This is a genomic window from Pseudarthrobacter oxydans (genome assembly GCF_034258515.1).
GTDB lineage: Bacteria > Actinomycetota > Actinomycetes > Actinomycetales > Micrococcaceae > Arthrobacter.
In genome coordinates this window covers 1,862,216-1,888,705 of record NZ_CP139438.1, presented here as the reverse complement: position 1 = coordinate 1,888,705, position 26,490 = coordinate 1,862,216, and the positions used below count along the sequence as shown (strand labels likewise).

The 26,490-nt window shown below is 67.3% G+C and carries 25 protein-coding genes, 6 tRNA genes and 1 riboswitch; of the genes, 18 read left to right on the top strand and 13 right to left on the bottom strand.

Going from position 1 to position 26,490, the window contains the following annotated elements; all coding sequences use genetic code 11:
• Nucleotides 1-18: 18 nt before the first annotated feature.
• The 10 genes from ribA to SMD14_RS08520 all read right to left on the bottom strand — a co-directional run bounded on the left by ribA (nucleotide 19) and on the right by SMD14_RS08520 (nucleotide 8,592).
• Nucleotides 19-759 (bottom strand): GTP cyclohydrolase II, encoded by a 741-nt coding sequence (ribA, locus tag SMD14_RS08565; RefSeq protein WP_321215981.1) that lies wholly within the window; start codon nucleotides 757-759, stop codon nucleotides 19-21.
• Nucleotides 756-1,508: a 3,4-dihydroxy-2-butanone-4-phosphate synthase gene (gene ribB, locus SMD14_RS08560; protein ID WP_321215980.1), complete on the bottom strand. Its 753-nt coding sequence runs from the start codon at nucleotides 1,506-1,508 to the stop codon at nucleotides 756-758. Before ribB ends, ribA begins: the two co-directional genes overlap by 4 nt.
• The gene (locus tag SMD14_RS08555; protein ID WP_157238447.1) at nucleotides 1,505-2,149 is read right to left on the bottom strand and encodes a riboflavin synthase; all 645 of its coding nucleotides are present in this window, start codon (nucleotides 2,147-2,149) and stop codon (nucleotides 1,505-1,507) included. The genes ribB and SMD14_RS08555 overlap by 4 nt, the downstream gene beginning before the upstream one ends.
• Entirely contained in the window at nucleotides 2,149-3,216 is a 1,068-nt protein-coding gene (ribD, locus tag SMD14_RS08550; protein ID WP_321216245.1) for a bifunctional diaminohydroxyphosphoribosylaminopyrimidine deaminase/5-amino-6-(5-phosphoribosylamino)uracil reductase RibD, read from the bottom strand. Before ribD ends, SMD14_RS08555 begins: the two co-directional genes overlap by 1 nt.
• Nucleotides 3,217-3,506: 290 nt before the next feature.
• A riboswitch (FMN riboswitch) is annotated at nucleotides 3,507-3,656 on the bottom strand.
• Between the two features lie 39 nt (nucleotides 3,657-3,695).
• Nucleotides 3,696-4,376, bottom strand: a complete 681-nt coding sequence (gene rpe / locus SMD14_RS08545) for a ribulose-phosphate 3-epimerase (RefSeq protein ID WP_321216244.1) — start codon at nucleotides 4,374-4,376, stop codon at nucleotides 3,696-3,698.
• A gap of 18 nt (nucleotides 4,377-4,394) precedes the next feature.
• The gene (locus SMD14_RS08540; protein WP_321215979.1) at nucleotides 4,395-5,969 is read right to left on the bottom strand and encodes a transcription antitermination factor NusB; all 1,575 of its coding nucleotides are present in this window, start codon (nucleotides 5,967-5,969) and stop codon (nucleotides 4,395-4,397) included.
• Nucleotides 5,966-6,886 (bottom strand): methionyl-tRNA formyltransferase, encoded by a 921-nt coding sequence (gene fmt / locus SMD14_RS08535; protein ID WP_321215978.1) that lies wholly within the window; start codon nucleotides 6,884-6,886, stop codon nucleotides 5,966-5,968. The genes SMD14_RS08540 and fmt overlap by 4 nt, the downstream gene beginning before the upstream one ends.
• Nucleotides 6,883-7,494: a peptide deformylase gene (gene def, locus SMD14_RS08530; protein WP_321215977.1), complete on the bottom strand. Its 612-nt coding sequence runs from the start codon at nucleotides 7,492-7,494 to the stop codon at nucleotides 6,883-6,885. Before def ends, fmt begins: the two co-directional genes overlap by 4 nt.
• Nucleotides 7,495-7,557: 63 nt before the next feature.
• Nucleotides 7,558-8,418 (bottom strand): cytochrome, encoded by an 861-nt coding sequence (locus tag SMD14_RS08525; protein WP_321215976.1) that lies wholly within the window; start codon nucleotides 8,416-8,418, stop codon nucleotides 7,558-7,560.
• Between the two features lie 102 nt (nucleotides 8,419-8,520).
• Nucleotides 8,521-8,592: transfer RNA gene (locus SMD14_RS08520), tRNA-Val, on the bottom strand.
• 297 nt (nucleotides 8,593-8,889) lie between these two features.
• On the opposite strand from SMD14_RS08520, the gene SMD14_RS08515 reads away from it, so the two are divergent.
• The 6 genes from SMD14_RS08515 (at nucleotide 8,890) to SMD14_RS08490 (ending at nucleotide 9,861) form a co-directional block, all read left to right on the top strand.
• A tRNA-Gly gene (locus SMD14_RS08515) sits at nucleotides 8,890-8,962 on the top strand.
• A gap of 47 nt (nucleotides 8,963-9,009) precedes the next feature.
• A tRNA-Cys gene (locus tag SMD14_RS08510) sits at nucleotides 9,010-9,080 on the top strand.
• A 40-nt stretch (nucleotides 9,081-9,120) separates the two neighbouring features.
• A tRNA-Val gene (locus tag SMD14_RS08505) sits at nucleotides 9,121-9,195 on the top strand.
• 58 nt (nucleotides 9,196-9,253) lie between these two features.
• A tRNA-Gly gene (locus tag SMD14_RS08500) sits at nucleotides 9,254-9,326 on the top strand.
• A gap of 40 nt (nucleotides 9,327-9,366) precedes the next feature.
• Nucleotides 9,367-9,438 (top strand) — tRNA-Val (locus SMD14_RS08495).
• A 159-nt stretch (nucleotides 9,439-9,597) separates the two neighbouring features.
• Nucleotides 9,598-9,861: an antitoxin gene (locus SMD14_RS08490; RefSeq protein ID WP_321215975.1), complete on the top strand. Its 264-nt coding sequence runs from the start codon at nucleotides 9,598-9,600 to the stop codon at nucleotides 9,859-9,861.
• A gap of 136 nt (nucleotides 9,862-9,997) precedes the next feature.
• Here SMD14_RS08490 and zapE read toward each other — a convergent pair whose 3' ends face one another.
• Nucleotides 9,998-11,035 (bottom strand): cell division protein ZapE, encoded by a 1,038-nt coding sequence (gene zapE, locus SMD14_RS08485; protein ID WP_157238452.1) that lies wholly within the window; start codon nucleotides 11,033-11,035, stop codon nucleotides 9,998-10,000.
• A gap of 216 nt (nucleotides 11,036-11,251) precedes the next feature.
• Here zapE and SMD14_RS08480 point away from each other — a divergent pair, with 216 nt between their 5' ends.
• Genes SMD14_RS08480 through ybaK form a run of 3 tightly spaced genes read left to right on the top strand, consistent with a single transcriptional unit; the run spans nucleotide 11,252 to nucleotide 13,200 of the window.
• A complete protein-coding gene (locus SMD14_RS08480; RefSeq protein ID WP_321215974.1) occupies nucleotides 11,252-12,175 on the top strand; it encodes a sulfurtransferase in 924 nt (307 codons plus the stop codon).
• 38 nt (nucleotides 12,176-12,213) lie between these two features.
• Nucleotides 12,214-12,672, top strand: coding sequence for a SufE family protein (locus SMD14_RS08475; RefSeq protein WP_197432387.1), 459 nt, complete (start codon nucleotides 12,214-12,216; stop codon nucleotides 12,670-12,672).
• Between the two features lie 21 nt (nucleotides 12,673-12,693).
• Nucleotides 12,694-13,200 (top strand): Cys-tRNA(Pro) deacylase, encoded by a 507-nt coding sequence (ybaK, locus tag SMD14_RS08470; protein WP_157238455.1) that lies wholly within the window; start codon nucleotides 12,694-12,696, stop codon nucleotides 13,198-13,200.
• On the opposite strand, the gene SMD14_RS08465 is transcribed toward ybaK, so the two are convergent.
• A complete protein-coding gene (locus SMD14_RS08465; protein WP_157238456.1) occupies nucleotides 13,177-14,457 on the bottom strand; it encodes a S9 family peptidase in 1,281 nt (426 codons plus the stop codon). The genes ybaK and SMD14_RS08465 overlap by 24 nt on opposite strands.
• A gap of 124 nt (nucleotides 14,458-14,581) precedes the next feature.
• Here SMD14_RS08465 and SMD14_RS08460 point away from each other — a divergent pair, with 124 nt between their 5' ends.
• The 9 genes from SMD14_RS08460 to SMD14_RS08420 all read left to right on the top strand — a co-directional run bounded on the left by SMD14_RS08460 (nucleotide 14,582) and on the right by SMD14_RS08420 (nucleotide 24,882).
• Nucleotides 14,582-15,073, top strand: a complete 492-nt coding sequence (locus SMD14_RS08460) for a hypothetical protein (RefSeq protein ID WP_157238457.1) — start codon at nucleotides 14,582-14,584, stop codon at nucleotides 15,071-15,073.
• Between the two features lie 14 nt (nucleotides 15,074-15,087).
• The gene (gene msrB / locus SMD14_RS08455) at nucleotides 15,088-15,609 is read left to right on the top strand and encodes a peptide-methionine (R)-S-oxide reductase MsrB (protein WP_157238458.1); all 522 of its coding nucleotides are present in this window, start codon (nucleotides 15,088-15,090) and stop codon (nucleotides 15,607-15,609) included.
• A gap of 143 nt (nucleotides 15,610-15,752) precedes the next feature.
• Nucleotides 15,753-17,120, top strand: a complete 1,368-nt coding sequence (locus SMD14_RS08450; RefSeq protein WP_321215973.1) for a DUF6421 family protein — start codon at nucleotides 15,753-15,755, stop codon at nucleotides 17,118-17,120.
• A gap of 8 nt (nucleotides 17,121-17,128) precedes the next feature.
• Nucleotides 17,129-17,893, top strand: a complete 765-nt coding sequence (locus SMD14_RS08445; RefSeq protein WP_321216243.1) for an SDR family NAD(P)-dependent oxidoreductase — start codon at nucleotides 17,129-17,131, stop codon at nucleotides 17,891-17,893.
• Nucleotides 17,894-17,901: 8 nt separating this feature from the next.
• The gene (locus SMD14_RS08440) at nucleotides 17,902-18,987 is read left to right on the top strand and encodes a low specificity L-threonine aldolase (protein WP_321216242.1); all 1,086 of its coding nucleotides are present in this window, start codon (nucleotides 17,902-17,904) and stop codon (nucleotides 18,985-18,987) included.
• Between the two features lie 67 nt (nucleotides 18,988-19,054).
• Complete coding sequence (locus tag SMD14_RS08435; protein WP_321215972.1) at nucleotides 19,055-19,705, top strand: DUF3000 domain-containing protein; 651 nt, start codon at nucleotides 19,055-19,057, stop codon at nucleotides 19,703-19,705.
• Between the two features lie 122 nt (nucleotides 19,706-19,827).
• A complete protein-coding gene (locus tag SMD14_RS08430) occupies nucleotides 19,828-21,171 on the top strand; it encodes an HRDC domain-containing protein (RefSeq protein WP_321215971.1) in 1,344 nt (447 codons plus the stop codon).
• Nucleotides 21,172-21,436: 265 nt separating this feature from the next.
• The gene (locus tag SMD14_RS08425) at nucleotides 21,437-22,726 is read left to right on the top strand and encodes an acetyl-CoA C-acyltransferase (protein WP_321215970.1); all 1,290 of its coding nucleotides are present in this window, start codon (nucleotides 21,437-21,439) and stop codon (nucleotides 22,724-22,726) included.
• On the top strand, nucleotides 22,723-24,882 hold the full coding sequence (locus tag SMD14_RS08420; RefSeq protein ID WP_321215969.1) for a 3-hydroxyacyl-CoA dehydrogenase NAD-binding domain-containing protein: 2,160 nt from the start codon (nucleotides 22,723-22,725) through the stop codon (nucleotides 24,880-24,882). The genes SMD14_RS08425 and SMD14_RS08420 overlap by 4 nt, the downstream gene beginning before the upstream one ends.
• 13 nt (nucleotides 24,883-24,895) lie before the next feature.
• Here the strand turns inward: SMD14_RS08420 and SMD14_RS08415 are convergent, their stop codons facing one another.
• Nucleotides 24,896-26,488: an ATP-binding cassette domain-containing protein gene (locus SMD14_RS08415; RefSeq protein WP_321215968.1), complete on the bottom strand. Its 1,593-nt coding sequence runs from the start codon at nucleotides 26,486-26,488 to the stop codon at nucleotides 24,896-24,898.
• Between the last annotated feature and the right edge of the window lie 2 nt (nucleotides 26,489-26,490).

The window sequence follows — 26,490 nt, the reverse complement described above, 5'->3', positions numbered from 1 at the left end:
GGTGAGTCTTGTTCGTGGTCAGTCTTGTTCGTGGTCAAAGGAATCAGCGGCGGCGGGGACGGCGGCCACGTGGGTATCGAGCGTCAGCCGGTGCTCCATGCGGTCCTTCTTGGTCTGCAGGTACCGGATGTTCTGGTCGCGGGAGGGCACCTCCGTGGGGACCATCTCCACCACCCTGACACCGGCCTTCGCCAGCCTGTTCTGCTTGTCCGGATTGTTGCTCAGGAGCCGCACCTCGTGCAGCCCCATTTCCGCGAGCACCTGGGCGGCAGCCTTGTAGCAGCGGGCATCCACCGGCAGGCCCAGCTGCTCGTTGGCCTCGACGGTGTCGAAGCCGGCCTCCTGCAGCGCGTAGGCCTTGATCTTGTTGGCGAGGCCGATGCCACGGCCCTCCTGGCCGCGCAGGTACAGCAGGGTGCCGCCCTGCTCGCCGATCATCTCCAGGGCGTAGGCAAGCTGTTCCCCGCAGTCGCAGCGGTAGGAGCCGAAGACATCCCCGGTCAGGCACTCGGAGTGCAGCCGGACCAGGGGTGCTTTCCCGTCCTTGGGCGGGTTGGGGGAGCTGACGGCAAGGTGCTCGTGGCCGGTGACCAGGTCCGTCCACGCCTGGGCAATGAAGTCGCCGAAAGCCGTCGGCAGCTGCACGATGGGTCCGCCGCTGACGGGATGGGGCATCTGGCCGTTGCCCGCCTCCAGGTGGTGGCCGTTGCCCGACCCTGACAGGTGGTGGCCGTTGCCCGAAGCTCCGGAAGCCGTCATCGTATCTCCTCTTCTCCGCCCGCGCGTCCTGCCCGGGTATTGCTGCCAACCGATGTGCCCGCTGCCTCGAGGTAGGCCACCAGGTCTTCAATCGAGATCAGTGGGCACCCGTGTTCGGCAGCGAAGGCGCGAAGCCCGTCCAGCCGCATCATCTCACCGTCGTCGTAGACAACTTCGGCGATTACGCCCACAGCTTCCAGTCCGGCGAGCCGGCACAGGTCCACGGCCGCTTCGGTGTGGCCGGGGCGTTCCCGCACTCCCCCTTTAACGGCCCGCAGCGGGAAAATATGCCCCGGACGGGTCACGGCCGCCGGCCCGGCCTGCGGATCCGCGAGGACGCGGGCCGTCAGGGCCCGGTCAGTTGCGGAGATCCCGGTGCTCACACCCAAGGCGGCATCACAGGACACCGTGTAGGCCGTACCTTTGGCGTCCTCGTTGACCGCCACCATCGGCGGCAGTGCCAGGGCGTCCGCCCGGTCCCCGGACAGCGGAACACAGATAACACCGGAGCTGTAGCGGATGGTCCACCCCATCAGGGCCGGGGTGGCATGCTGGGCGGCGAAGATGATGTCGCCCTCGTTCTCCCGGTCCTCGTTGTCCACCACCAGCACAGGCCTGCCGGCGGCGATGGCCCGTACGGCTTCTTCGATGGTGTCGAGTCCAAGGGCAGCCGCTGGCCCGCCGGTTCGGGCAGCAGGGGCGGCGGATCCGGCCGGCCCTGCCTGTTCCAGCTTTACTGCGGCGTTCATCGGGTCCCTCCCTCAACGGCGGCGGGCGACGGGGCATTGAACGCCAGCAGGCGTTCGGTGTACTTGGCCAGGACGTCCACTTCCAGGTTCACCCGGCTGCCGGTGCTCTTGGCGCCGAGGCCGGTTTCAGCCAGGGTTGTGGGAATGAGCCCCACCTCAAACCAGGGAGCCTGCTCACTGGCCTCACTGACTGCGGTCACCGTGAGCGAGACGCCGTCGATGGCGATGGAGCCCTTTTCCGCTATGTAGCGCGCCAGGTTGGCGGGCACGCCGAACCGAAGCCGCTCCCAGTTGCCGAGGGCCTCGCGTTCCAGCAGCACCCCGACGCCGTCCACGTGCCCCTGCACCACATGCCCGTCAAGCCGGCCGCCGGCCGGAACGCAGCGTTCAAGGTTGACCGAATCACCCGGAGCAAGTTCGCCAATGGTGCTGCGGACCAGGGTTTCCCCCATCACGTCAACGCTGAATTCCTTGCCGTTGATCTCCGTGGCCGTGAGGCACACCCCGTTGACGGCGATGGAGCCGCCGAGCGCGAGCCCTTCGGTGGTGCCGGGCGCGTGCAGCCGCACGGTAGCGCTGGCGTTCCCGTCCCGCTCCACGGACAGGACGTGCCCTTGTTCGGCAATAATTCCGGTAAACATCAGTAGCCTCCCTGGGCTGGCTCCGCGCTGTCGCGGGTTGGTTGAGGATCCAGTGCAACGGTCCGTTGCGGTCTAAGGTGAAGTCGCAGGTCCCGGCCCAGCTTTCGCACGGCACCGCCGTCGGACCCGTCCCAGTCCCATTGCTGGGCATCGGCGAGGGTGGTGATCCCCAGGCTCCCGAGGGCCGGCGTACCGGAGCCCAGCAGGGTGGGCGCCAAATACACGATGAGTTCATCGACCAGCCCGGTAGAGAGGAACGCGCTCAGGATGCGCGAGCCTCCCTCCACCATGACGTGGCGTGTCCCGGATCGGTACAGCATGGTCAGTGCCTCGCGCGGGTCCCGGGTGCGGAGATGCGCCACCAGTCCGTCTGTTCCGCGTACGGCGGCGCCGGCGGGGAAGTCCCGCAGCCCCATAACGGCCCGCACCGGCTGGCTCGCTGCCAATGCTCCCGATGCGTTCCGGGCGGTGAGCCGCGGATTGTCCACCAGGACGGTCTGGGTGCCCACCAGGATGGCATCGATCCGGCTGCGGATGGCATGGTTGTCGGCCAGGGATTCCGGGCTGGAAATCCATTGGCTGGTGCCGTCCTCGGCCGCGATGCGGCTGTCCAGCGTCTGGGCGATGTGGAGGGTGACGAAAGGCCGTTTCGCCGTCACAGCCTCAAACCATTGGCGGTTCAGGTCCAGGGACTCCGCGGCCCCGAGCCCGCTGCGGACGCGGACGCCCGCGGCCCTCAGCGTTGCAGCTCCGCCTGCTGCCGGGTCATGCGGATCATCCACCGCGTACACCACGTCCGTTATTCCGGCGGCAATGATGGCCTCGGCGCAAGGGCCTGTGCGTCCCACGTGGTTGCAGGGTTCCAGGGTAACCACCATGGTGCAGCCGGAGAGATCCAGGCCCGCGGCTGTTGCCTGGCTGATCGCATCCGCCTCTGCATGCGCGGTGCCGGCGCCGCGGTGGAAACCGGTGACGAGGTGGCGGCCTGCAGGATCCACGACGACGGCGCCCACCAACGGGTTCGCCCCCCGCGGACCCCGCAGGGCTGCCTCGAGGGCAGCCCCCATGGCTCCGGACTCGGCAGCACTGAAGGCGGTAACCACCCCGTCAGCGTGCCCCGGGGGGTGGCCCGGATGCGGCTCCGTGCTGATTGCGTCAGCCGTGGCCGGGTTGCCCGCCGTCATGCGGCGACCGGCGCGGCGGCTGCGCCCTCCGGTGAAGCGGCAGGGTGTTTGGCATCGAAGAGCCATCGCTTGGGGTTCATTCCGTGTCGTTCCTTCCCTCTCGAACCGCGATGGCTCCGGGGGTTTACGACAGCAGAAGGCTGCGGCGCCGGAATGGCCCCACAGATACAGCTGTACGTGCTTCTCTCATCCAGACTTTAACTGTCGGTACCGGAATTTCACCGGTTCAACCGTCCGCCGGGATTTCCTTGCGGAAACCACCGGCTCGCGGGTCGCGGACTGTCACCGCCGGTTCGGACTTACACCGACCCCGGAGCACGTATGTGTGTTGCTATTGTGCCATAACCGGCACCGGCTCCCGGCTATTCCCCCGTCACCGCGTGTAACGTCCTGCCTGCCTCCCGGCGCAGCCTCTCGATGGCCGCCGCGGGGTCTCCGGCGCCGTAGACGGCGGAGCCGGCAACGAATACGTTGGCGCCTGCTTCCGCGGCCCGGACGATTGTTTCTTCAGTGATGCCGCCGTCAACCTGGATGGCCACCCCGATCCCGGAGCCGTCGATGGCAGCCCTGGCCCGCCGGATCTTGGGCAGGGTGAGGTCCAGGAAGGCCTGGCCGCCGAATCCGGGCTCCACCGTCATGATGAGCAGCATGTCCAGCTCGGACAGCATGTCCAGGTAGGGCTCCACGGGGGTAGCCGGCCGGATTGCCATGCCGGCTTTCGACCCCCTGCTGCGAAGTTCGCGCGCCAGCTTCACGGGCGCGATCGACGCCTCCGCGTGAAACGTGACGGACGCCAGGCCGGCGTCGGCGAAGCCCGGCGCCCAACGATCTGCGTCAGCGATCATCAGGTGCGCGTCCAGGGGTATGGGGCTCACCTCCTGGATGCGCTGCACCACAGGCAGTCCGATGGTCAGGTTGGGGACGAAGTGGTTGTCCATGACGTCCACGTGCACGGCGTCAGCGGTGCTGATGCGCTGCAGCTCGGCCTCCAGGTTGACGAAGTCGGCCGAGAGGATGCTCGGATTGATGCAGCATTGCGTCACGGGGGAACCTTTCACGGGTCAGGGCTTCTTATGGATGAGCGCGAGGAACATGGCGTCTGTGCCGTGGACATGCGGCCAAAGCTGGGCCGTGGAGTCATGCCCGGCGTCCAGCTTTCCGGGGAGGCTGACGGCGTCCAGCGCCGCTCCGGCGTCAAGGAGTTCCAGGTCATCGCGTTTGCGGAGGGCATCAGCCACGACGGCCGTCGTCTCCGCCGGATGCGGTGAACAGGTCACATAGGCCACCACTCCCCCCGGACGAACTGCTGCCAGGGCGGAGGCCAGCAGCTCGCGCTGCAGTGGACCGAGGTCCGCGAGGTCCTTGGGTGAACGGCGCCACCGGGATTCCGGCCGGCGCCGCAATGCGCCGAGGCCGCTGCAGGGGACGTCCACGAGGACACGGTCGAATGATTCGGGCGCTTCGGATCCGACCTCGCGGCCGTCTCCGGTCCGGACCTGCCAGGTTTCCGGCGGCACGGCCGAGAGCGCCTGGCTGACGAGCTTGGCGCGGTGGGGAGCGGGTTCGTTGGCCAGCAGCGTTGCGCCCCGCTGCCTGGCCAGGGCGCCCAGCAGGGCTGCCTTTCCGCCGGGGCCGGCGCAGAGGTCCAGCCACGCCTCCGCCTTCGAATCGCCTGTCCCGCCTGCCGGCATGTCGAGTTGAACGGCAGCCATGGCGCGGGCCACCAGCTGCGAGCCAACGTCCTGGACCCGGGTGGTTCCTTCCCGGACGGAGGAGTACCGCCCCAGGTCACCGCCGCTGGAAAGGGCAGAACCCTGGACGAGCTCGCCCGGAATGGCACCGTTCTCCAGCACCTCGTCCAGGTTGCCCAGGCCTGGCAGGGCCACCAGGTTGACCACGGGGGCGGCGTTGTCCGCTTCCAGGAGGTCGTTCACTTCGCTGGCCTGCCGGCCATGCGCCACCAGGGACTGGCGCATGGCGCGGACGATCCATTCCGGGTGGGCGTAGCGGAGTGCAGCGATTTTTGTTTCGTCGGTCTCTCCGGCCACCAGCACGTCCAGCCACTCCTCAAGGGTGCGCGCGGCAACCTTGCGGAGGACAGCGTTAATGAGCGCTGAGGGCCCTGCTCCGATTACAGCACGCGCCAGGCCGACGGTCTGGTCGAGGGCGGCGTGTGCAGGGACGCGCATGGCCAGCAGCTGGTGGGTTCCGATTCGCAGCGCGTCCAGGACTGCCGGGTCAAGCTGGTCAAGCGGGCGGTCCACGCAGCGCGTCAGGATGGCGTCGTAGGTGCCTTGGCCCCGCAGGGCACCGTACGTAAGTTCGGTGGCGAAGCCGGCGTCGCGCTTGTCCAGCCCGTGGTGGCGGATCCGTGCCGGCAGCACGAGGTTGGCGTAGGCGTCCTCGGCAGCGACGGCGCGCAGGACTTCGAAGGCCACCAGCCGCGCGGGATCGGCCCGGCGGGTCCGTTGGGAGGGCGCGTTTTCCGTGAAGCTGCGCTGCGGACCGCGGTTGCGTTCACGGCCCTGGGCATTCCGCCGGCTGCTGTCCCGGGGTCCCCCCTTGCCGCGGCCGCCGCCCGCGGCGCCGCGCCCGGCGTTGCCGCCTCCGCCTGGATTGCCGCCGGACGCGCTCATTCGAACACCACACTTTCAAGGGAAGCCATGCCGCGTGCCCAGTCGGCAGCGGCCATCATTTTTTTGCCCGCAGGCTGGATGCGGGTCAGTTCCACGGCGTGCGATCCCGTGCCGACCAGCACGCTCTTGCCTTCGAGGAACAGGGTCCCGGGGGCAAGGCCGGTGACATCGGGCCGCAGCCGGACCGGTTCCAGCTTGACGCGCTGTCCGTCCAGGAAGGTCCACGCACCGGGTTCGGGGGTTACGCCCCGGGCCTGCCGCCCGATCGCCAGCGCCGGATGGTTCCACTGAAGGTGGCCATCTTCAAGGGTCAACTTCGGCGCGTGGGAAACCTCGCCCGCCTGGGGTTGCGGGAAGGCCTTCCCTGCCTCGATGGCGGACAATGTCTGGGCCAGGAGCACGGCGCCGCTGTGGGACAGCCGCTCAAGGAGCTCTCCCGCCGTGTCCTCCGGCCCCACTGATTCCGTGAGGGTGCCGAACACGGGTCCCGTATCCAGTCCTTCCTCCAGCTGGAAGGTCACCGCTCCGGTGACGTCGTCCCCTGCCATGATGGCGCGCTGTACCGGGGCCGCGCCGCGCCAGGCCGGCAGCAGGGAAAAGTGCAGGTTGATCCAGCCGTGCCGCGGGATCCCGAGGGCGGCCGGCGGAACCAGTCCGCCGTAGGCCACGATGGCGGCGACGTCAGGGTTTACCCCGGAAATCCTGGCCGTTGCCTCCGCGTCCACGCGGGCGGCGTGGATGATCTCGATTCCCAGGTCAGCCGCGCGCGCAGCGACGGGGGACGGCGTGAGCACGCGCTTGCGGCCCACGGGGGCATCCGGGCGCGTCAGGACAGCAGCAACCTCGAAGCCGGCTTTTACGAGCGCATCCAGCGAAGGGACGGCGACGGCGGGGGTTCCCGCAAACAGGACCCTCACCCTGCGCCGCCGGCTGCCCCGGCGCCGAAGCTCGAGCCCCGCGGGGAGCCTTGGGCGGGGCCGCCGAAACTGGACCCGACAGTCCTGGCGCGTTTCGTCGTCGTACGTTCGGCGATGGAGTCGTAGTTGGCGTTGCGGATGGACCGCAGGGCGGTCTTCCGGTCCGCACCCTCAAGCCGGTCCGTGTAGAGGATGCCGTCCAGATGGTCGTTCTCGTGCTGGAAGCAGCGGGCCAGGAGCCCCTCCCCCTCCACCGTGACAGGGTTGCCGTGCATGTCGACGCCGGTGACGCGGGTGGCGCGGAAACGCCGCACCGGAAAGCTGAGGCCGGGGATGGACAGGCAGCCTTCCACATGGTCGGGCTGGTAGTCCTCGCTGTTTTCCAGCACAGGATTGATGATGTGGCCCTCGACGCCGTCGATGCGGTAGGTAAAAACGCGCTGGCTTACGCCCACCTGCGGCGCGGCCAGGCCTGCACCGTCCACGTCCTCCATGGTTTCGGTCATGTCCGCGACCAGCTTGGCCAGCTCCGGCCCGAATTCCGTCACGGGATCGGCAACTGTGCGCAGCACAGGGTCACCAATGATGCGGATATTCAGGATAGCCATGCGCTGTAGTTCCTCACGATTGACGGCAAAGGGGACCAATCCAGTTTAGGCGCAGAGAAACTGCTAGGCCGTTTGCACCTGCGCCAGCGGCGGCGGGGCGATGGGAAGCAGCGCCGCGCCGGCGCTGATGGTGTCCGCGGACAGCTCCCAGACCCGCCGCAGGGCGCAGAACTTCCACCAGTGATGCTTCAGGACTTCCGGGTTGGCGCGCACGGGACGGACCTCCGTCTCCCCGATGGCCACCGCCAGCAGGACAGGGTTTTCACCGTACTGCCAGGGCTCCCACGTCCCTGCCTCGGGGTCCACCAGGCTTTCTTCGGCCTTCATGCCGGCCACCAGCTGCATCACCACTTTGTCATCGAGCGGCTTGACCAGGCCGTCCCGCGTGGTGCCCTTGGTCTTGTAATCGATCAGGCAGACGCGGCCGTTGATGCGGGCCACCAGGTCCAGGGTGCCGGCGTACCCCACGGCGTTGTTCCAGACGGTGATTTCCGGGGCGATGGGTTCCACCCGGAACAGCTCCCACCATTCATCGAACCGGACAGCGAAGGCCTCTTCCCCGTTGGCGGCCAAGGCCTCGCGGGCCTCCTTCATGGCGTGGGGACGCCCCAACGCACGAAGCGCCACCTGCTCGCAATAGTTATGTACCCGGTCCCCGCGCTTCGCCGCGTCATCGCGGTAGTTTTCGGCAGCCTTGGCCGCACGGTTGACGGCCTGCTTAATTTTGGCCGGGCTCCCCAGGCAGTCCGCCAGCAGCGGATCCTTGGCCAGGCTGCTCGCTCCCATGTACCCGAACCAGCCGTCCAGTCCGTGCGGCTGCTGGCTGATGACCGTGGTGATGGAGGGAACCGAGAACTGCTCCGACGTGGAGCGGGCGTACATCCGGCCGTATTCGGTGGCATGGGCGAGGAGTGGAGCTGTCATAGAAAAACTCTTTCACAGGGGGCCGACAAAATCTGCAGGCAGGATCCGCAAACAAAAAGGCCCGTTTCCGCTGCGAACGAGCGGAAACGGACCTCTGTGCGGTGGGCGATACTGGGTTCGAACCAGTGACCTCTTCGGTGTGAACGAAGCGCGCTACCACTGCGCCAATCGCCCTGATGCATTTGAATGCTAGCCGACGTTTACGTAATTCAAAAATCGCCGGCCTCGACCCGCCCGGGCCGCCCTGCTGCGGCCCCGCAACAGGGCAAGGGAAGAGCCAAAAGGTCCCCGTCCGCCGTCGTGAATTACACCCCTGTAACTCACCTGCTTCCGCGCCAGCACTGGGAAACACGGTCACGCCGCGCGCACCTGGCGGCGGCGATTTGGAGAATCCCTGAACCTCCTATATTGTTTTTACTCGTTGGAACGCGAGGAAATGCCGGGAACGGCAAGGAATCAACCCTCCAAAATGCGGACGTAGCTCAGCTGGTAGAGCACCACCTTGCCAAGGTGGATGTCGCGAGTTCGAATCTCGTCGTCCGCTCGCAGGACACTGTCACAGCAAAAGTTCTCCGGAACCGACGCTTACACGGTGGGTTGGCCGAGAGGCGAGGCAGCGGCCTGCAAAGCCGTATACACGGGTTCGAATCCCGTACCCACCTCGGTGAAAACCATGGTTTCCGGAATTGAACCGGATGCAATGGGCGATTGGCGCAGCGGTAGCGCGCTTCCCTGACACGGAAGAGGTCACTGGTTCGATCCCAGTATCGCCCACCAAGCAAGGAAACTTGCTTCGTGCAGTACGCAACGGCTCCGGCCGGAACGCACTTCATACGCGGACGTAGCTCAGCTGGTAGAGCACCACCTTGCCAAGGTGGATGTCGCGAGTTCGAATCTCGTCGTCCGCTCTCTTACTCTAAAATCCCATAAGACCGGGCTTCCGGTTCCGGGCGATTGGCGCAGCGGTAGCGCGCTTCCCTGACACGGAAGAGGTCACTGGTTCGATCCCAGTATCGCCCACATGCAGCAGCTCCCCGGAGCTGCTTTTTTCTTGCCCGGTAGCCGGCATCCGCTACGGGCGAACGGCCAAAGCCCCCGATTTCCTTGTTGGGTGTTCCCCGCGGGGCTAGGATCGAACGCGGAGGAGCGACCTGGCTCCGCGATTGAAGGGAGGTGCTCGTGGGACTGATTGACGACCTAAAGGGCAAGGCTCAGGGTCTCATCCGCGGCAACGAGCAGGCCATCAAGAACGGCATCAACAAGGCCGGTGATTTCGTCGACACCAAGACCGGAGGAAAGTACTCGGGCCACGTCGACAAAGTCCAGAATGGCGCTTCCAAGCTCATTGACAAGAACGGAACCCCGGGCCAGGCACCTGCCGCTGAGCAGGTTCCGCCGGTCACTCCCGTCAACCCGGTTCCGCCGGCTGACAGGACTCCGTAACAAGGATTTGGCCAGGGTCTTGCCCTAGCACGTCAAGGGGGTGCAGGTGCCGCCGGGAGGCGGCACCTGCACCTTTGGCGTTTAAGGACTGCCGGCATTCAAGGACGACGGCGGGTGGCCGGCAGCCGCCTGAGGCCTAGGACGGCTCGTGGTTCTGGCCCTCGCGGGCCAGCGCGGTGAGGCGGGAGACAGCGCGGAAGTACTTCTTCATGTAGCCGCCGGTCATCATGTCCTCGGTGAAGAGCTGGTCGAACGGCACGCCGCTGGCAAGGATGGGCACGTCCTTGTCGTACAGCCTGTCGGCAAGCACCACGAACCTGAGCGCCACAGCCTGCTCCGTGATGGTGTGCACGTTGCGCCACACCACCCCGTCAATGCCGTCGATCAGCTGGCGGTAGCGGCTGGGGTGCACCCCGGCCAAGTGCGCAATCAGGGTGCTGAACTCGTCCTGCGCAACCGTCTTTCCGTCGAACTCCGCCTTCATGTGGGAGGACAGTTCGCTGTTCTTCAGCGGGGCCGGCGCCGCGGGCAGGCCCCGGTGGCGGAAGTCTTCCCCGTCAATCCGGATGACGTCGAACTGGTCCGCCAGCACCTGGATCTCGCGCTGGAAGTCCACCGCCGCGAACCTGCCGTCGCCCAGCGATCCTGGCAGCGTGTTGGAGGTGGCTGCCAGTTTCACCCCGGCGTCGGCCAGCTCGCGCATCAGCCGGGACATCAGGACAGTGTCGCCCGGATCGTCGAGCTCGAACTCATCGATGCAGACAAGTTTGTAGCTGCTGAGCGCCTCAACGGTCTTGCGAAAGGACAGGGCACCCACCAGGTTGGTGTACTCCACGAACGTGCCGAAGGCCTTCGGGCCGGGCGCCGCGTGCCACAACGAGGCCAGAAGGTGGGTCTTGCCGACGCCGAACCCGCCGTCAAGGTAGATGCCGGCGCGGGAACCGTCCTTCTTCGCGAACAGTTTCTTGAACAGCCCCCCACCGCCGTTGGAACCGACGCCGTCGGCAAAGCCCTCCAACGCCCGCACGGCGGCGGACTGGCTGGGCTGCTTGGGATCGGGGCGGTAGCTGGCAAAGGAAACCTGGCCGAATCGCGGTGACGGGTAAAACCCTTTAAGGAGTTCATCCACCGAAACTGCCGGAGTGCGGGCGGCAAGCTGTTCGATCTGTACCAAGGTGGTCCGTTCTGCTGGTGGGTGGTCCCCAGAAAGGATACCGGCATTGCGCCCGGGCTTTTAATGCCGCAGGTCCCTGTGGCGGCCGGCGTGATGAAGGCAACATTGCGCCCTGTTAACGGAATGCGGACATGGCCCGGGGCGCTGGCTAGGGTGGAACCAGGTCCCCTTCAGGTCCAGCAGGCCGCCCGTGTCCTCAATGAAAGGCCAGGAAAAATGCCCTATCCCGTTGAACAGAATGAGAAGTTTGCCGCCTACGCCCACCCGGAGCGGCTGGTTTCCACGGAGTGGCTTGCTGCCGCCCTGGAAAGTGGCGCTGCCGCCAACGGAGAGCTGGTGGTAGTGGAATCCGACGAGGACGTGCTCCTGTACGAAACCGGCCACATCCCCGGCGCCGTAAAGATCGACTGGCATACGGACCTCAATGACGAAGTGACCCGCGACTACGTGGACGGGGCCGCGTTCGCGGAACTGGCGGCGTCGAAGGGGATTTCCCGTGACAGCACCGTGGTCATCTACGGAGACAAGTCCAACTGGTGGGCCGCCTACGCCCTGTGGGTCTTCACCCTTTTCGGCCACGAGGATGTGCGGCTCCTCGACGGCGGCCGGGACAAGTGGATTGCCGAAGGACGCGAACTCACCACGGAGAAGCCGGCACCTGGCAGGGCCGACTACCCGGTTGTTGAGCGCAACGACGCTCCCATCCGCGCCTTCAAGGAAGACGTCCTTGCGCACTTCGGCAAGCCGCTCATCGATGTCCGCTCCCCCGAGGAATACACCGGCCAGCGCACCCACATGCCGGCGTACCCGGAAGAAGGCGCCCTGCGCGGCGGCCACATTCCCACTGCTGCGTCGATCCCGTGGGCACGCGCTGCCGCCGCGGACGGCACCTACCGCAGCCGGGAGGAACTTGAAGCCCTCTATCTTGGCGAAGCAGGCCTGAAGGCAGGCGACGACGTCGTGGCCTACTGCCGTATCGGCGAACGTTCCAGCCACACCTGGTTCGCCCTCAAATACCTCCTCGGCTTCGACACCGTCCGTAACTACGACGGCTCCTGGACCGAATGGGGCAACGCCGTGCGCGTACCGATCGCCAAGGGTGCGGAACGCGGTTCCGTCCCTGCCGCCGTCGGCGCCTGACGCGGCCTGCGGCGGCGTAATTGCGTAGACTTGGACTGATGACTACTCAAGCCTTGCCTTCCGCCCTGGCGGCAATCGTGGATGACTTCCAGGCCCTCACTGAACCCGAGCGGCTCCAGTTGCTGCTGGAATTCTCCCAGGGCCTCCCGGAACTGCCGGACCGGCTCAAGGACCACCCCGAACTGCTGGAACAGGTCGTGGAGTGCCAGTCTCCGCTCTTCCTGACCATCGAGACGGAGAGTGAGGGCGGGCCCGGCGCCGCCGTGCGGCTGTTCTTCAAGGCCCCTGCGGAGGCTCCCACAACACGCGGCTTCGCCGGCGTGCTCCATGAGGGCCTGGACGGGCTGTCCGCCGAGGAGATCCTCTCGGTTCCGGACGACATGCCCGAGCTCCTGGGGCTCACCAGGGCCATCACGCCCCTGCGCATGCGGGGCATGACCGCGATGCTGGGGAGGATCAAGCGCAGGGTCGCTGCGGCTACTGCCGGACGTTCCTAGCACCCGCGGCGGAAAGCACCCATGGCACGCAAGAGCGCAGCACAGGGAACCCCGGCAACAGCGGCTCTGGCCGCGGCCGGGGTTCCCTTTGTGCTCCACCCGTATACCCACGATCCCGCAGCCGCTAGCTACGGTGCGGAAGCGGCCGAGGTCCTGGGCGTCGATCCATCGAGGGTCTTCAAGACCCTCATGGTGGAAGTGGAGGGGCGGCTGGCCGTGGGAATCGTACCGGTCAGCGGAACCCTTGACCTGAAGGCGTTCGCCGCAGCACTGGGAGCCAAGAAGGCGGCAATGGCAGATCCCGCGGCGGCCCAACGGCGCACCGGCTACGTGCTCGGCGGCATTTCACCGCTGGGCCAGCGGCTGCCGTCCCCCACTGTGCTGGACGCCAGCGCCCTGGCGCTGGACACCCTGCTGGTCTCCGGTGGCAGGCGCGGGCTGGACATCGAGCTGGCACCGGCGGACCTGGTCCGCCTCACGGACGCCGTCACGGCCTCCATCAGCTCACTCGCCCCCGGAAGCCATTGAGCTCAAGGCGCCCGGGTTGAGCCTGGGAGCCAGCTGCTGCCGCAGCCAGGCCTTGACCTGGCCTTCCCAGCGGTCGGGGTCGACATTCCATTCCTTGGTGTGCCGGGCCTGGTGGAAGGGCTCGAAGGTCACCATCTCCGGGTTCCGCTCCGCAAGCAGGGCCGAAGGCTCGTAGGGCACATATTCGTCGTCCACGCTGTGGAGGATCAGGGTGGGCGTCCGCAGCTCAACTGCGCGGGACACCCAGTCCATCACCTTCAGGTCCACGGGCGCGGACAGTCCGGTGAGCCGCCTGCCCAGGGGGTGCCCCAGCATAAGCTGGCCATACCGCCCCACCAGGGAGGGGATCCTGTTCAGCTGTGCGTGGTGGGCCAGCACATTGACCCAGTCGGTGACCGGCGCATCGAGCACCATGGCCCGGATCAGGTGCCGGTAGCGGGACAGGTCGGCGGTCTGCAGGCAGATGGCGCCTCCCATGGACCAGCCGAACAGCACGATTTCTTCCGCCCCGTTGGCCAGCGCGTACTCGATGGCAGCTTCAATGTCACGCCATTCCGTGGAGCCCAGGCCGTAGCGGCCGTCGTCGGCGGATGGCGCCAGGCCGTCATTCCGGTAGGAAACCAGGAGGCTGGTGAGCCCCAGCTCCAGCGCGGGACCGACCGCGCGCAGCGCCTCCTGCCGGGTGGCGCCGCGTCCATGCACCATCACCGCCCAGGTTCGGGCCGTGCCGCCGGCGCGGACCAGCCAGGCGGGAGCCTGCCCGCGCTCTACGTCGATGCTTACATCCTCATAGGGAATTCCGGCGGCAGCAGGGTCCGGATAGACGGCCCCGCTCCACCAGCCGCGGCGCGCCGCGGAAAGATCGCCGGCGTATACCGCCTCAACCTCGCGCAGCACGGTCCTGTCGGCGGGCGAGTAGGAGACGATGCGGCCGATCCGTGCGTGCCCCTTGCCGCCGTCGAAGAAGAATCCGTAGACGCCGTCAACCGTGGTGTCGTCAGTCGCGGCAAAGATGGCCCGCTGCCCCTGGCCGTCCCTGATGACGGCAAGCATCTCCTGGTCCGACGTCCGCTGCCGGGCGGGAGTAATGACCCGGCGTGCGAAGTACACCGCCAGCGCCGACGAACCGGCGCCCAGGAGTCCGGCCAGGCCGCCCCCGCCGATCGCTCCCCCGATTGCCCATTTTGCCCGCAACGACATTCCACCGGTTTCGGGGCCATGAACGGGGGCGGGGCGGGTTCGCTGGAAAGGTGCCATGGAACTATTCTTACCGCCCGGGCACCGAAGCCCGCATTTCGCCGCGGACCGTCAGGCCTGCCCCTGCCCGTCGCCGGTGCGGCGCCCCCTGCGCATGGACCGGCTCCGGGACTAGGCTAGGGCCATGAGTGAACCGATCGTCATCCTGACCGAAGAACCCCTGGGGGCGGACGACCGCCTGAACATCGAGCGCCTGGTGGACGGAGCGGAAACGCGCCTGGTGGTGCTCGTGCCCGCAAACACCGAGCGGCACCTGCTGGTGGACTTCCTTGAAAACCTTTCGATGCTGGACATTGCCAAGGCATTCAGGGAGCTCACTGCCCACACCCCCGATCCCACGCAGGAGCGGGCACAGGCAGCGGAGACCCTGGCCGTATCCCTGGCCGCCCTGGAGGGACTGGGCACAGGCGTCACCGGGGAAATAGTGGATGGCGGGGCCGTCAACGGGCTGGTCGCCAAGGTCCGTGAAACCGGCGCCGGGCAGGCCGTGGTGATCACCCGGCCGCATGCCGTCGCTGACACCTTCCATACGGACTGGGCCAACAAGGCACAGGACCAACTGGGCGTGCCGGTACTCCACCTGTATGCAGGCTCGGGATTTATCGGCGACTCGTAAGCGTTGACAAGTCTATGAGCATCTTCGGAAACAGCATCTTCGGAAACAAAGCCACGGAACCGCCGGCCACGGAGGCGCGTCCGGCCGGGGCCGGCGTCCCGGGCAACGGCGTGGAAAAAACCGACGCGCAATGGCGCGAGGAGCTCACGCCGGAGGAATACCACGTGCTCCGCCAGGCGGGAACCGAGCGTCCGTACACGGGCGAATACTGGGACACCCACACTGCCGGCGTGTACCAGTGCCGCGCCTGCGGAGCGGAACTGTTCACCAGCAACGAAAAGTTTGATTCCCACTGCGGCTGGCCGTCCTTCTGGGCCCCGCTTGCCGAAGGAAACGTCCGCTACATCCACGACCGCACGCTGGGAATGGACCGGGTGGAGGTCCGCTGCGCCACATGCGACTCCCATCTGGGGCACGTGTTTGAAGGCGAGGGCTACGGGACCCCCACCGACCAGCGCTACTGCATCAACTCCATCTCCATCCGGCTGGTTCCCGCCGAGGAACCGCAGGTCAAAGGCCCGGAACAGGAGTCCTGATCCCGCAGGGAAAGACCTGCTCCGGGCACTGGAAAGGGCTCTGAGCCAAAGTAATTCTTATGTTTGGCTACTTTTTCAATTAGCTCTGCTGGTTGCTTGCTACGCTCGCCATAGATAGCAAGCAACCAGAAAGGCAGCCGACGATGACCGAAACCCTGACCACCGCCGTCACCGGGATTTCAGCCGAAAACAATGACTGGCTCCGGCTCAAGGCAGCCGCCACCGCCATCCAGGCCTTCCAGGTCCAGGACGGCTCCATTCCGGATCCCGCACACCACGCAGCGGCTGCTGCCCTGGTAAATGAGATCATCGATGCGCTTCGTGCCCTCAGCCCAGCCTTCCCGCATGATGCGGCGTACCTGGAAGCTGCCTGCACCGACTTCTCGCGGTGGGCCCAGGCCGGGTTTGCCACCCCCGACTTCCTTTCCTCCCTCCTGGCATTCCAGCCCCAAAAACAGCGCCGGGACGGCCTGCAGCACCTGGTTGTCTTCCCCATGTACACCCAAAACGGCAGCAGCAACCGTCTGGTGGAGGCAGTCCTGGTCGAAGTGATCTGGCCGGAGTTCATTGCCGGCCTTGAGGCGGGAGACTACTCGAACAAGCTGTTCGTTCCCATCCGCTTCGTGGACTTCACCGCCGGCTATGACACCAATTCCGCCGTGCTGTTCCCTGAGACCGTCGCTGTCAGCAAGACCCCCACCTTCACCTGGGGGGCCATCTTCGCAGACCGGGAGGCGGCCAGGTTCCGCCGCGTCCTCAAGGCCGCAGCCGAGACCACCTGCCTGGAACTGCCGGAAGGGGCAGCGGAGATGCTCGCCGACCAGGACCTGACCGAGGCCACGTTTGTCATGTGGGACCTGATCCACGACCGGACGCACATGCGCGGCGACCTGCCGTTCGATCCGTTCATGATCAAGCAGCGGATGCCCTTCTTCCTGTACTCCCTTGAAGAACTGCGCTGCGACCTGACCGCGTTCCGCGAATCCGTGCGGATAGAAAAAGACGAGGACGCCGATCCGGAAGCCCGGCGCCACGCCAAACTGGTGCAGTACGCCATCATCTTTGACCGCATCTTCCGGTTCGCGATCACCGGCAGCCGCGTGCGGAACTACGACGGCCTGGGCGGCCAGCTGCTGTTCGCGTGGCTGCACCAGCAGCGCGTCCTGCACTGGACGGACACCCGGCTGACCATCGACTGGGATGAAGTAGCCAATGCTGTCATCGCCCTCGGCGCCCGCATCGACGACCTGTACTGGCGCTCCATCGACCGCCCCAAAACCGCCCACTGGCTGGCTGCATACCAGCTGATCTCCGCCACCGTCACGCCCCACCCGGCATCTGTTTGGGCCAAGGGGCCGGAAGCGCTGCCCTTGGCGGGGCCGCCGCGCGGCCTCACCGACCAGGTGCTCGATGACGAATTCCCGCTGTCCATGTTCTACGAAGCACTGGAAAAGAAGATGCGCCCGGTCATTGAATCCACTGCCGGCATCACTGGAGCATCCGCGCTGTGACAGCTGCTATGGAGCCGGCAAAACCGCCGCTGAACGTCCTGGTTTCGGGCGGCAGCGGCGCGTCCGGCGTCGCCGTGGCCCGGGCACTGCGCGAGGCCGGGCACCGTGTGTTCACCGTGGGCTCAGACCCGGAGCGGATCAGGTCCGCGGCAGGACGGGCGGGCGACGGCGTTGCCCCCTTCGTGTGCGACCTTGCACGCATGGAGGAGGTGCGGCAGCTGCGGGCTGATGTCACCGCCGCTGCCGGGCCGATGGATGCTGTGATCCACCTGGTGGGCGGCTGGCGGGGCGCACAGGGGATCGCGGACCAGACCGACGAGGACTGGGACTTCCTTGAGCGCGGAGCAATTACCACGCTCCGCAACGTCTCACGGGTTTTCTACGACGACGTCGCCGCCTCCGCGTGCGGGCGGTTCGCCATGGTGTCCTCCACCACCGCCGCCGAGCCCACCGCGGCAACGGCCAGTTACGCCGCCGCGAAGGCAGCGGCCGAAGCCTGGACCCTTGCCATCGCTGATGGCTTCAGGCGCGCCGCCGGCAGGAACGGCGGCAGCGCGGCAGCCGCCGTCGTGCTGGTGGTCAAGGCGCTGGTCGATGAGGAACTGCGCCGCCGCCACCCCGAACGGTCCTTCTCGGGCGCCACCGACGTCGAGGACCTGGCGCGCGCCGTCGTCGGACTCTTTGATGCCCCGGCCGCCGAACTGAACGGCCGGCGGCTGCAGCTGGCGGCGTCACTGTCCCCGGCCCGGACTTTACCTACACTGAAAGCGTGAGCAAAGCCATGACAACAACCGCTGAAACCGCCGCCGGTATCCGCCTCCATGATCCGAACGTGCGGGGTTTCGCCTCGGACAACTACTCTGGCGTCCACCCCGAGGTGCTGGCGGCACTGGCGGCCGCCAACGAAGGCCACCAGGTCTCCTACGGCGAGGACGACTACACCGCCCGGCTGCAGCAACTGATGGAGGGCCACTTCGGCCCAGGCATCGAGTGCTTTCCGGTCTTCAACGGCACCGGCGCGAACGTCCTTTCACTGCAGTCGCTGCTCCCCCGCTGGGGCGCCGTGGTCTGCGCCTCCACCGCCCACATCAACATGGACGAGAACGGCGCGCCGGAACGCGTCGGCGGCATCAAGCTGCTGCACGTCCCCACGCCGGACGGCAAGCTCACGCCCGAACTGATTGACCGGGAGGCCTGGGGCTGGGGGGACGAGCACCGCGCCCAGCCGCTGGCCGTGTCCATCACCCAGACAACGGAACTTGGCACCTGCTACACGCCGGAGGAAGTCCGGTCCATTGCCGGGCATGCCCATGCCAAGGGGATGAAGCTGCACATGGACGGTGCCCGGCTGGCCAACGCCGCAGCCCACCTCCAGGTTCCGCTGCGGGACTTCACGCGCGACGCCGGGGTGGACATCCTGTCCTTTGGCGGCACCAAGAACGGCCTGCTGTTCGGCGAAGTGGTGGTGGCACTGAATCCGGAAGCAGCCCACGGGCTCCTCTACCTGCGCAAGATGGACATGCAGCTGGCCTCCAAGATGCGCTTCCTGTCGGCGCAGTTCATCGCGCTCCTGGAAGGTGACCTGTGGTTGCGGTCCGCCGCCCACGCCAACGCCATGGCCGCCCGGCTCCGCGCCGCCGTCGACACCATCGACGGCGTCCGGCCCACCCAGGAGACCGAATCCAACGGCGTCTTCGCCGTCCTCCCCGAAGGCGTGGCCGACAGGCTGCGCGCGTCGTTCCGCTTCTATGACTGGAATGAAGCCACGCGCGAGGTGCGCTGGATGTGTTCCTTCGATACCACCGAAGAGGATGTGGATGCCTTCGTTGCCGCACTCCGCCGGGAACTGCACAATGGCGGGAACTGACGGTCCGCGCCGGAAGCCGGCGGCGAGCCTAACCGCCCTGCCCCGCCCAGTTGCGTAACCTGCGAAGGTGAACGCACTTGACCAGGTTCCCCCGGAGTTTCTCCACGCTCTGGGAACCCTCAGGAAAGCCCAGTGCCGCCGGGAACTGCGCCTGGCGGAGATCCCGGCGCCGGCCCGGCTGGCGCCCTTTGCCGTGGCCCTGGGCGCAGAAGTTTTTGCCCCCGGCTCCGGTACTCCCGGAACCCCGCTTCACGGCCCCGCCGCCATGGCACTCGCTGCGGCGTCCGGAACGGAAGACGAGGACGGGCTGGAACTGGCGACGGGGCGGTTCATCCTCCTCCACGACCCCCAAGGCTCCGAGGTCTGGGACGGGGAATTCCGCATTGTCACCTATATCCGTGCGGAGCTGGAACCCGAGATGGGCAACGACGAAATGCTCGGAACAGTCGCCTGGACCTGGCTGGTGGAGGCACTGGAGAACCACAAGGCGGCGTACCGGGCCGCCGGCGGCACTGCCACCAGGGTCCTCTCGGAGAGTTTCGGCACCCTGTCCGAAAGGCCCGGATCCATCGACATCGAACTGCGCGCGTCCTGGACACCCGCCACGTCCGACGTCCAGGCCCATCTTGAGGCCTGGTCCGACATGGTCTGCACCTTCGCCGGCCTGCCGCCCCTGCCGGACGGCGTGACGCCGCTGACGCTGCGCCGCCGGAACTGAGACCGTTTGTCAGTGGCGGACCGAAGGCGGACCGATGGCGCAGGGCCGCGGACGGGATGGCCGGGCAAGGCACCGGCCCGGCAGGCAGGCGTTTACCGGCCGGCCGGTAAACTGGAGGCATCATGACCCCTAACATTCCGGAAAACACCACGGCCGGCGTCCCGGCCGCTGATGCCGCACCCCACATCACGGTGGAAGGCTTTGACAGCCCCGTCCCCGAAATCGTTGAGCTGGCTGCTCCCCGGGAGGGCGTTCCGCTGGTCATCCAGACGCAGTCCGGCCTGGAGCGCTGCGCTGCGGCCATCGCCGCCGGAACCGGACCGGCAGGGGTGGACGCCGAGAGGGCTTCCGGCTTCCGTTACGGGCAGCGCGCTTTCCTGGTCCAGATCCGGCGCGAGGGCGCCGGGACCTGGCTGATCGACCCCGAACCCTTCGAGAACCTGGACATCATCAACGATGCCCTCCGCGGCGTCGAATGGATCCTGCACGCCGCCAGCCAGGACCTGCCCTGCCTCTCAGAGCTGGGCATGTGGCCGGACAAGCTCTTCGACACTGAACTTGCCGCCCGGCTGGCCGGGCTGCCCCGCGTGGGCCTGGCCGCCGTCATCGAACAGCTGCTCGGCTTCGGACTCGCCAAGGAGCACTCGGCAGCGGACTGGTCCACCCGGCCCCTGCCTGAACCCTGGCTGCGGTATGCCGCACTGGACGTCGAAGTCCTCACGGAACTGCGGGAGGAACTCATCGAGCTCCTCCAGGCCGACGGAAAGCTGGAGTACGCCGAGCAGGAATTTGCGGCGATCCTGGCCGCCGGATTGCCTCCAGCCCGCGTGGACCCGTGGCGGAAGACCTCCGGCCTGCACCAGATCAGGGACCGCCGGCAGCTGGCAGCAGTACGTGAGCTGTGGCTGGAGCGCGACTCCCTGGCACAGAAACGGGACGTGGCACCGGGACGGCTGATTCCCGACTCCGCCCTGGTGGCGGCTGCCAAAGCCATGCCGACCACCGTGCCGCAGCTGCTGGGCACCAAGGGCTTCCACGGCCGGGCGGCGCAACGTGAAGCGCCCCGCTGGCTGCGCTGCATCGCAGCTGCCCGGGATCTCGAAGAACTCCCGCCGCTGCACCTGCCCACCAACGCGCCGCCTCCGCCCCGTGTCTGGGTGGACCGGGACCCGGAGGCGGCCGCCCGCCTGGCCACCGCCCGGCCGCTGCTGCAGGCGAAGGCAGAGTCGCTGAGCCTCCCGCTGGAGAACCTGCTCACCCCGGATTACCTGCGGCGCGTGGCCTGGCGGCCGCCGGCGGAGATCACCGAAGCAGCAGTCGCCACCGAACTCCGCGCCCTGGGCGCACGTGAGTGGCAGGTGGAACTGGCAACGCCCCTCATCGTTGAAGCGTTCCTGCACCCGCAGCCGCTGCCCGCCAAGGAAGCCAAGGAAGCCAAGGCGGACGCCACCGCAGCGGGCAAGTAGGCGCAGCCGTCTGCACCGCCACCGGCTCCCAAACCGATTCCCCAGACGCTCTCTCACTTGATGCGTGAAAACCGCCAACGCTCTCTCACTTTCTTGAAGAGAGTGATAGGACGTTGGCCAAAAATGGGCATTAAGTGAGAGAGGGTCCATTCAATCCGGGGACCTTGCGGGCTAAGTTACTCACGAGTAACATCGAACGTATTGCCGCCGGGCCATTGCCAGCAAAGGCATGCACCGGCGCCTACGTCTCGATGAGGAGTTATACGTGAGCCACCAGGGAAGCGGCGCATCCATGCGCACTGTCCGGGACGTCGTCTTTGTGGACGGCCTCCGCACACCATTCGGCAGGGCCGGGGACAAGGGCATCTACGCCGGCACCCGGGCTGACGACCTGATAGTTAAGTGCATCCGCGAGCTGCTGCGGCGGAATCCGTCCCTGCCGCCCGCGCGGATCGATGAAGTGGCCATTGCGGCCACCACCCAGACCGGAGACCAGGGCCTCACCCTTGGCCGGACGGCTGCCCTGCTTGCCGGACTGCCCAGGACGGTTCCCGGCTTTGCCGTTGACCGCATGTGCGCCGGAGCCATGACCGCGGTGACCGCCGTGGCCGGAGGGATCAGCTTCGGCGCGTACGACGTTGTGGTGGCCGGGGGCGTGGAACACATGGGCAACCACCCCATGGGCTCAGGCACCGACCCGAATCCGCGGTTCATGTCAGAGCGGCTGGTGGACCCGGCCGCGCTCAATATGGGGAACACGGCCGAGAACCTGCACGACCGCTTCCCGGCGATCACCAAGGAACGAACAGATGCCTACGCCGTCGCCTCGCAGGCCAAGTTCGAGAATGCCCGCCTCAACGGCCGCATCCAGCCGGACCTGGTTCCCGTTGCGGCCCTGAAGCCCGGCCAGGGCTGGACGCTGAACACCGCGGATGAACCGCCACGTCCAGGCACCTCGCTGGCCGACCTCGCCAGCCTCCGCACCCCGTTCCGGGCCCACGGCCGCGTCACCGCCGGAAACGCCGCAGGCCTGAACGACGGCGCCACCGCAGCGGTCCTGGCGTCCGCCGAGGCTGCCGCAGAGCTGGGACTGGCGGTCAAAATGCGGCTGGTCAGCTACGCGTACGCCGGTGTTGAACCAGAAGTCATGGGCATCGGGCCCGTGCCGGCCACCGAGAAGGCGCTGAAGAATGCCGGGCTCACCATCGCGGACATCGGCCTCTTTGAAATCAACGAAGCTTTTGCCGTGCAGGTGCTCAGCTTCCTGGACCATTTCGGCATTCCCGACGACGACCCCCGGGTCAACCGCTACGGCGGCGCCATCGCCGTGGGCCACCCCCTGGCCTCGTCCGGTGTTCGGCTGATGACCCAGCTCGCCCGGCAGTTCGAGGAGGACCACTCCGTCCGGTACGGCATCACCACCATGTGCGTCGGCCTCGGCATGGGAGCCACCGTGATCTGGGAAAACCCGCATCACCCGGAATACACAGACAACAGCGGAGCCCGGCCCGGGGGCTCCGCCGCCACCGAAACCGCTTCCGAAGGAGCCGCATGAGCGCCGCAGATTTCACCAAGCTTGCAGAAATGTTCCCGAACGAGACCGTCACGCACTCCTACGTCCAGGACATCGAACTGCCCGCTCCGGCGGGCAAACCCAGCCCCGGCACGTTCGCGCTCATCACCCTGGACAACGGCCTGGACCACGCCAAGCCCACCACGCTGGGACCCAACACCCTGGTTGAGCTCGGCACGGTGCTGGAGGGCCTTCGCGAGCGCGCCGGCCGCGGTGAGATCGTCGGCGTCGGAATAACGGGCAAGCCCTACTACCTCGTGGCCGGCGCCGACCTTTCCGCCGTCAAGAACCTCGAAGAACGCGAGCACGGGCTGTGGATGGCGCAGCTGGGCCACGACGTTTACGCAACCCTGGCCAACCTTGGAGTCCCCAGCTTCGCCTTCATCAACGGCGCAGCCCTGGGCGGCGGCCTCGAAATCGCGCTGCAGTCCACCTACCGCACCGTGTCCACCGGAGCCGGGGCACTGGCATTGCCGGAAGCCTTCCTCGGACTGGTCCCGGGCTGGGGCGGTGTCTACATCCTGCCCCGCCTCATCGGGCCGGAAAACGCCGTGAAGGTGATGATCGAAAACCCGCTCAGCAACAACCGGACGCTGACCGGCCCCCAGGCATTCAGCCTCGGCATGGCCGACGCCATCTTCGAACCGGCCGATTTCCTGGAGCAGTCCCTGGCCTGGGCGGCGGGAGTCATCTCCGGCGACGTCATCCCGGAACGAGCCAACGCCGTCGACCCTTCCGAACCCGAAACTGCCGCCAGGTGGGCCGGTGCGGTCGCGGCCGGGCGGGCCTTCGTGGAGGCCAAGACCTCCAATGCAGCGCCCGCCCCCGAAAAGGTCCTGGACCTCCTCGAGGCGAACCGCACCATGACCCAGGCCGAATCCGCCGCGCTTGAATGCGAAACGCTGGCCGGACTCATGCAGACCGATGAATTCCGCGCCACCGTCTACGCGTTCCTTGACCTGGTCCAGAAGCGCTCCAAGCGGCCGGCCGGGGCCCCGGACCGCAAGCTGGCCCGCCCGGTCACAAAAGTGGGAGTTGTTGGCGCCGGCCTGATGGCCAGCCAGCTGGCCCTGCTGTTCGCCCGCCAGCTCAAGGTCCCCGTGGTGATGACGGACATCGACCAGGCCAGGGTGGACAAGGGCGTGGGTTATGTCCATGCTGAGGTGGACAAGCTGCTGGGCAAGGCACGCATCAGCCAGGACGCCGCCAACCGGACGAAGGCACTGGTCACGGGCTCGGTGTCCAAGGAGGTTTTCGCGGATGCCGACTTTGTGATCGAAGCGGTCTTCGAAGAACTCAACGTCAAGAAACAGGTCTTCGCGGAACTGGAAGAGATCGTTACCCCGGACTGCATCCTGGCAACCAACACCTCTTCCTTGTCCGTCACGGCCATGGCGGAAGACCTGAAGCACCCGGAGCGCGTGGTGGGCTTCCATTTCTTCAACCCCGTGGCCGTCATGCCGCTGCTGGAAATCGTCCGTGCCCCGCGGACCGACGACGCCGTCCTCGCCACCGCGTTTGAGCTGGCCAAGGGCCTCAAAAAGACTGCCGTGCTGGTCAAGGATGCCGCGGCGTTCGTGGTTAACCGGATCCTGCTGCGGCTGATGGGTGAAGTGACGGCCGCCTTTGACGAAGGCACCCCGGCTGAAGTGGCCGACAACGCCCTGCGGCCCATGGGCCTGCCGATGACGCCCTTCACACTGGGCGCCATGGTGGGGCTTCCCGTGGCCCAGCACGTGCAGGAATCGCTCCACGCCGCCTTCGGCGAACGGTTCACGGTATCCGCCAACCTGCAAAAGCTCATCGACAACGGCGTGAAGGGCCTCTGGGCGGCCGGCCCGGACGGCTCGAAGGAAATCCCGCAGTCCACGCTGGCGCTGATGTCCTTCGGCACCTCCCCTTCCACGGCGGAGCAGGTGCTGCGGCGTACCCAGGACGCCCTCGCGGAGGAAATCGGCCTCATGCTCGCAGAAGGCGTGGTTGCAGGGCCGGAGGACATTGACCTCTGCATGATCCTGGGCGCCGGATGGCCCATGTTCCTCGGCGGCATCACCCCGTACCTTGACCGGGTGGGTGCCTCCGAACGCGTCAACGGCAGGCGCTTCCTGCCGCCGGGAGCGGCGTCCCGCCCGGCCTGATCAGCCGGCCGGATCACCCGGCCAGCAGGCCGCCGTCGAGCTCCACACCGCGGTGTGCCATTGACCGGGCATAGGCGAGGTCATGCGTGACCAGCACGACGGCGGCGCCCTCCCCTGCCGCGGCACGCACCGCAGCGTCCAGCAGGGCCAGGCCGTCGCCGTCGAGCGCCACGGTGGGTTCGTCGAGGGCCAGGACCGCGGGTTTGCGGGCAAGGACCGTGGCCAGGGCAAGGAGGCGCTGGCTGGACGCGGGCAGTTCGGCGGGGTGCTCACCGGCAGCCCCTGCCAGGCCGACGGCGGCCAGCGCCTCGAGGGCCCGGCCCGGCGCCTCACCGGGGTGGAAGAGGCTGTCCAGGCCGAAGCGCACCTCCCGGAGTACGGTCCGCTCGAACAGCTGGTCCCGGGGTTGCTGGAACAGCAGGCCCACTGATCGGGCCACCACGCCGGCCGGCGTCCCGGCTATGTCCGAGCCACGGACGAGGACTTGCCCGGAGGCGGGCCGCAGCAGTCCGTTGAGGTGGCGCAGCAGCGTTGATTTCCCTGCACCATTGGGGCCGGTCACTGCCACGATCTCCCCGGGGTTGACCGCCAGGTTGACGTCCCGCAGCACCCGCGGTTGCCTGGCGGGGCCGGGACCGCCTCCCGGCCGCGTGCGGCGAGGGGTCTTCCTCCCGCCATCCGGGTAGTCGAAGGAGACGCCGCGGAGTTCCAGCACCGGGACGGTTGGTGCCGTGCCAGGCGGCACACTGGCTGGCACGGCCGGGCGCGCTGCTCCGCGGGGCCGCGCCGCCTCCTTTCCTTCCGGCAGGCTGCCGGGGCGCCGGATGCCCGACGGCAGCAGGCCGGAGCCCGGATGCAGTTCGGCAGGGGTGCCGCTGGCCGTTACCCTGCCGTCCACCACAACATGCCACGTCCCGGCGTCAAGGAGCGGCGTATCGACCACCTGGCTGAGGATCACGACGGCGGTGCCTCGCCTGACGAGGTCCCGCACCAGCTGTGCCAGTCCGGCGGTGCCGGCGCTGTCCAGCGAAGCGAAGGGCTCGTCCATGATCAGCACCCGAGGTTCCGTGACGATGGCGCAGCCAATGGCAAGCCGGCGCAGCTGGCCGCCGGAAAGCCGGGCGGGGTGATGGTCCAGGAGGTCCGTGAGTCCCAGGAGCGCGGCGGTACGTTCCACCGTGGACTTCATGGCGGCGCGCTCCACCGCCCTGTTCTCGAGGCCGAACGCGAGTTCTTCGGCCACCGTGGCCCGCACCGTGGACAGGACGGCGGCTGGATCCTGGGGAACAAACCCGACCTGGCGTCCCCATTCCGCGGGATTGATGCGTGGATCCCCGCCGCCGCCGAACTGCAGGCGGGTACCCGCGAGCTCCAGGAAGCCATGGAGGGTTCCCCCGCTTCCGGGCGGAAGCCAGCCGGCCAGCACCCGGCCCAGGGTGGATTTCCCGCTTCCCGACGGTCCAAGCACAGCGGTGAACGTTCCGGGGACGAAGGCGAGCTCCACCCCGTGCAGGACCGGGGCGGCGTCGTCATGGAAAGTGAAGGTCCTGATGCCGGCCGAGAGTATCGGTCCGGCGGTTTCAAGGGCGTTCCGGCCGCCAGCCATGT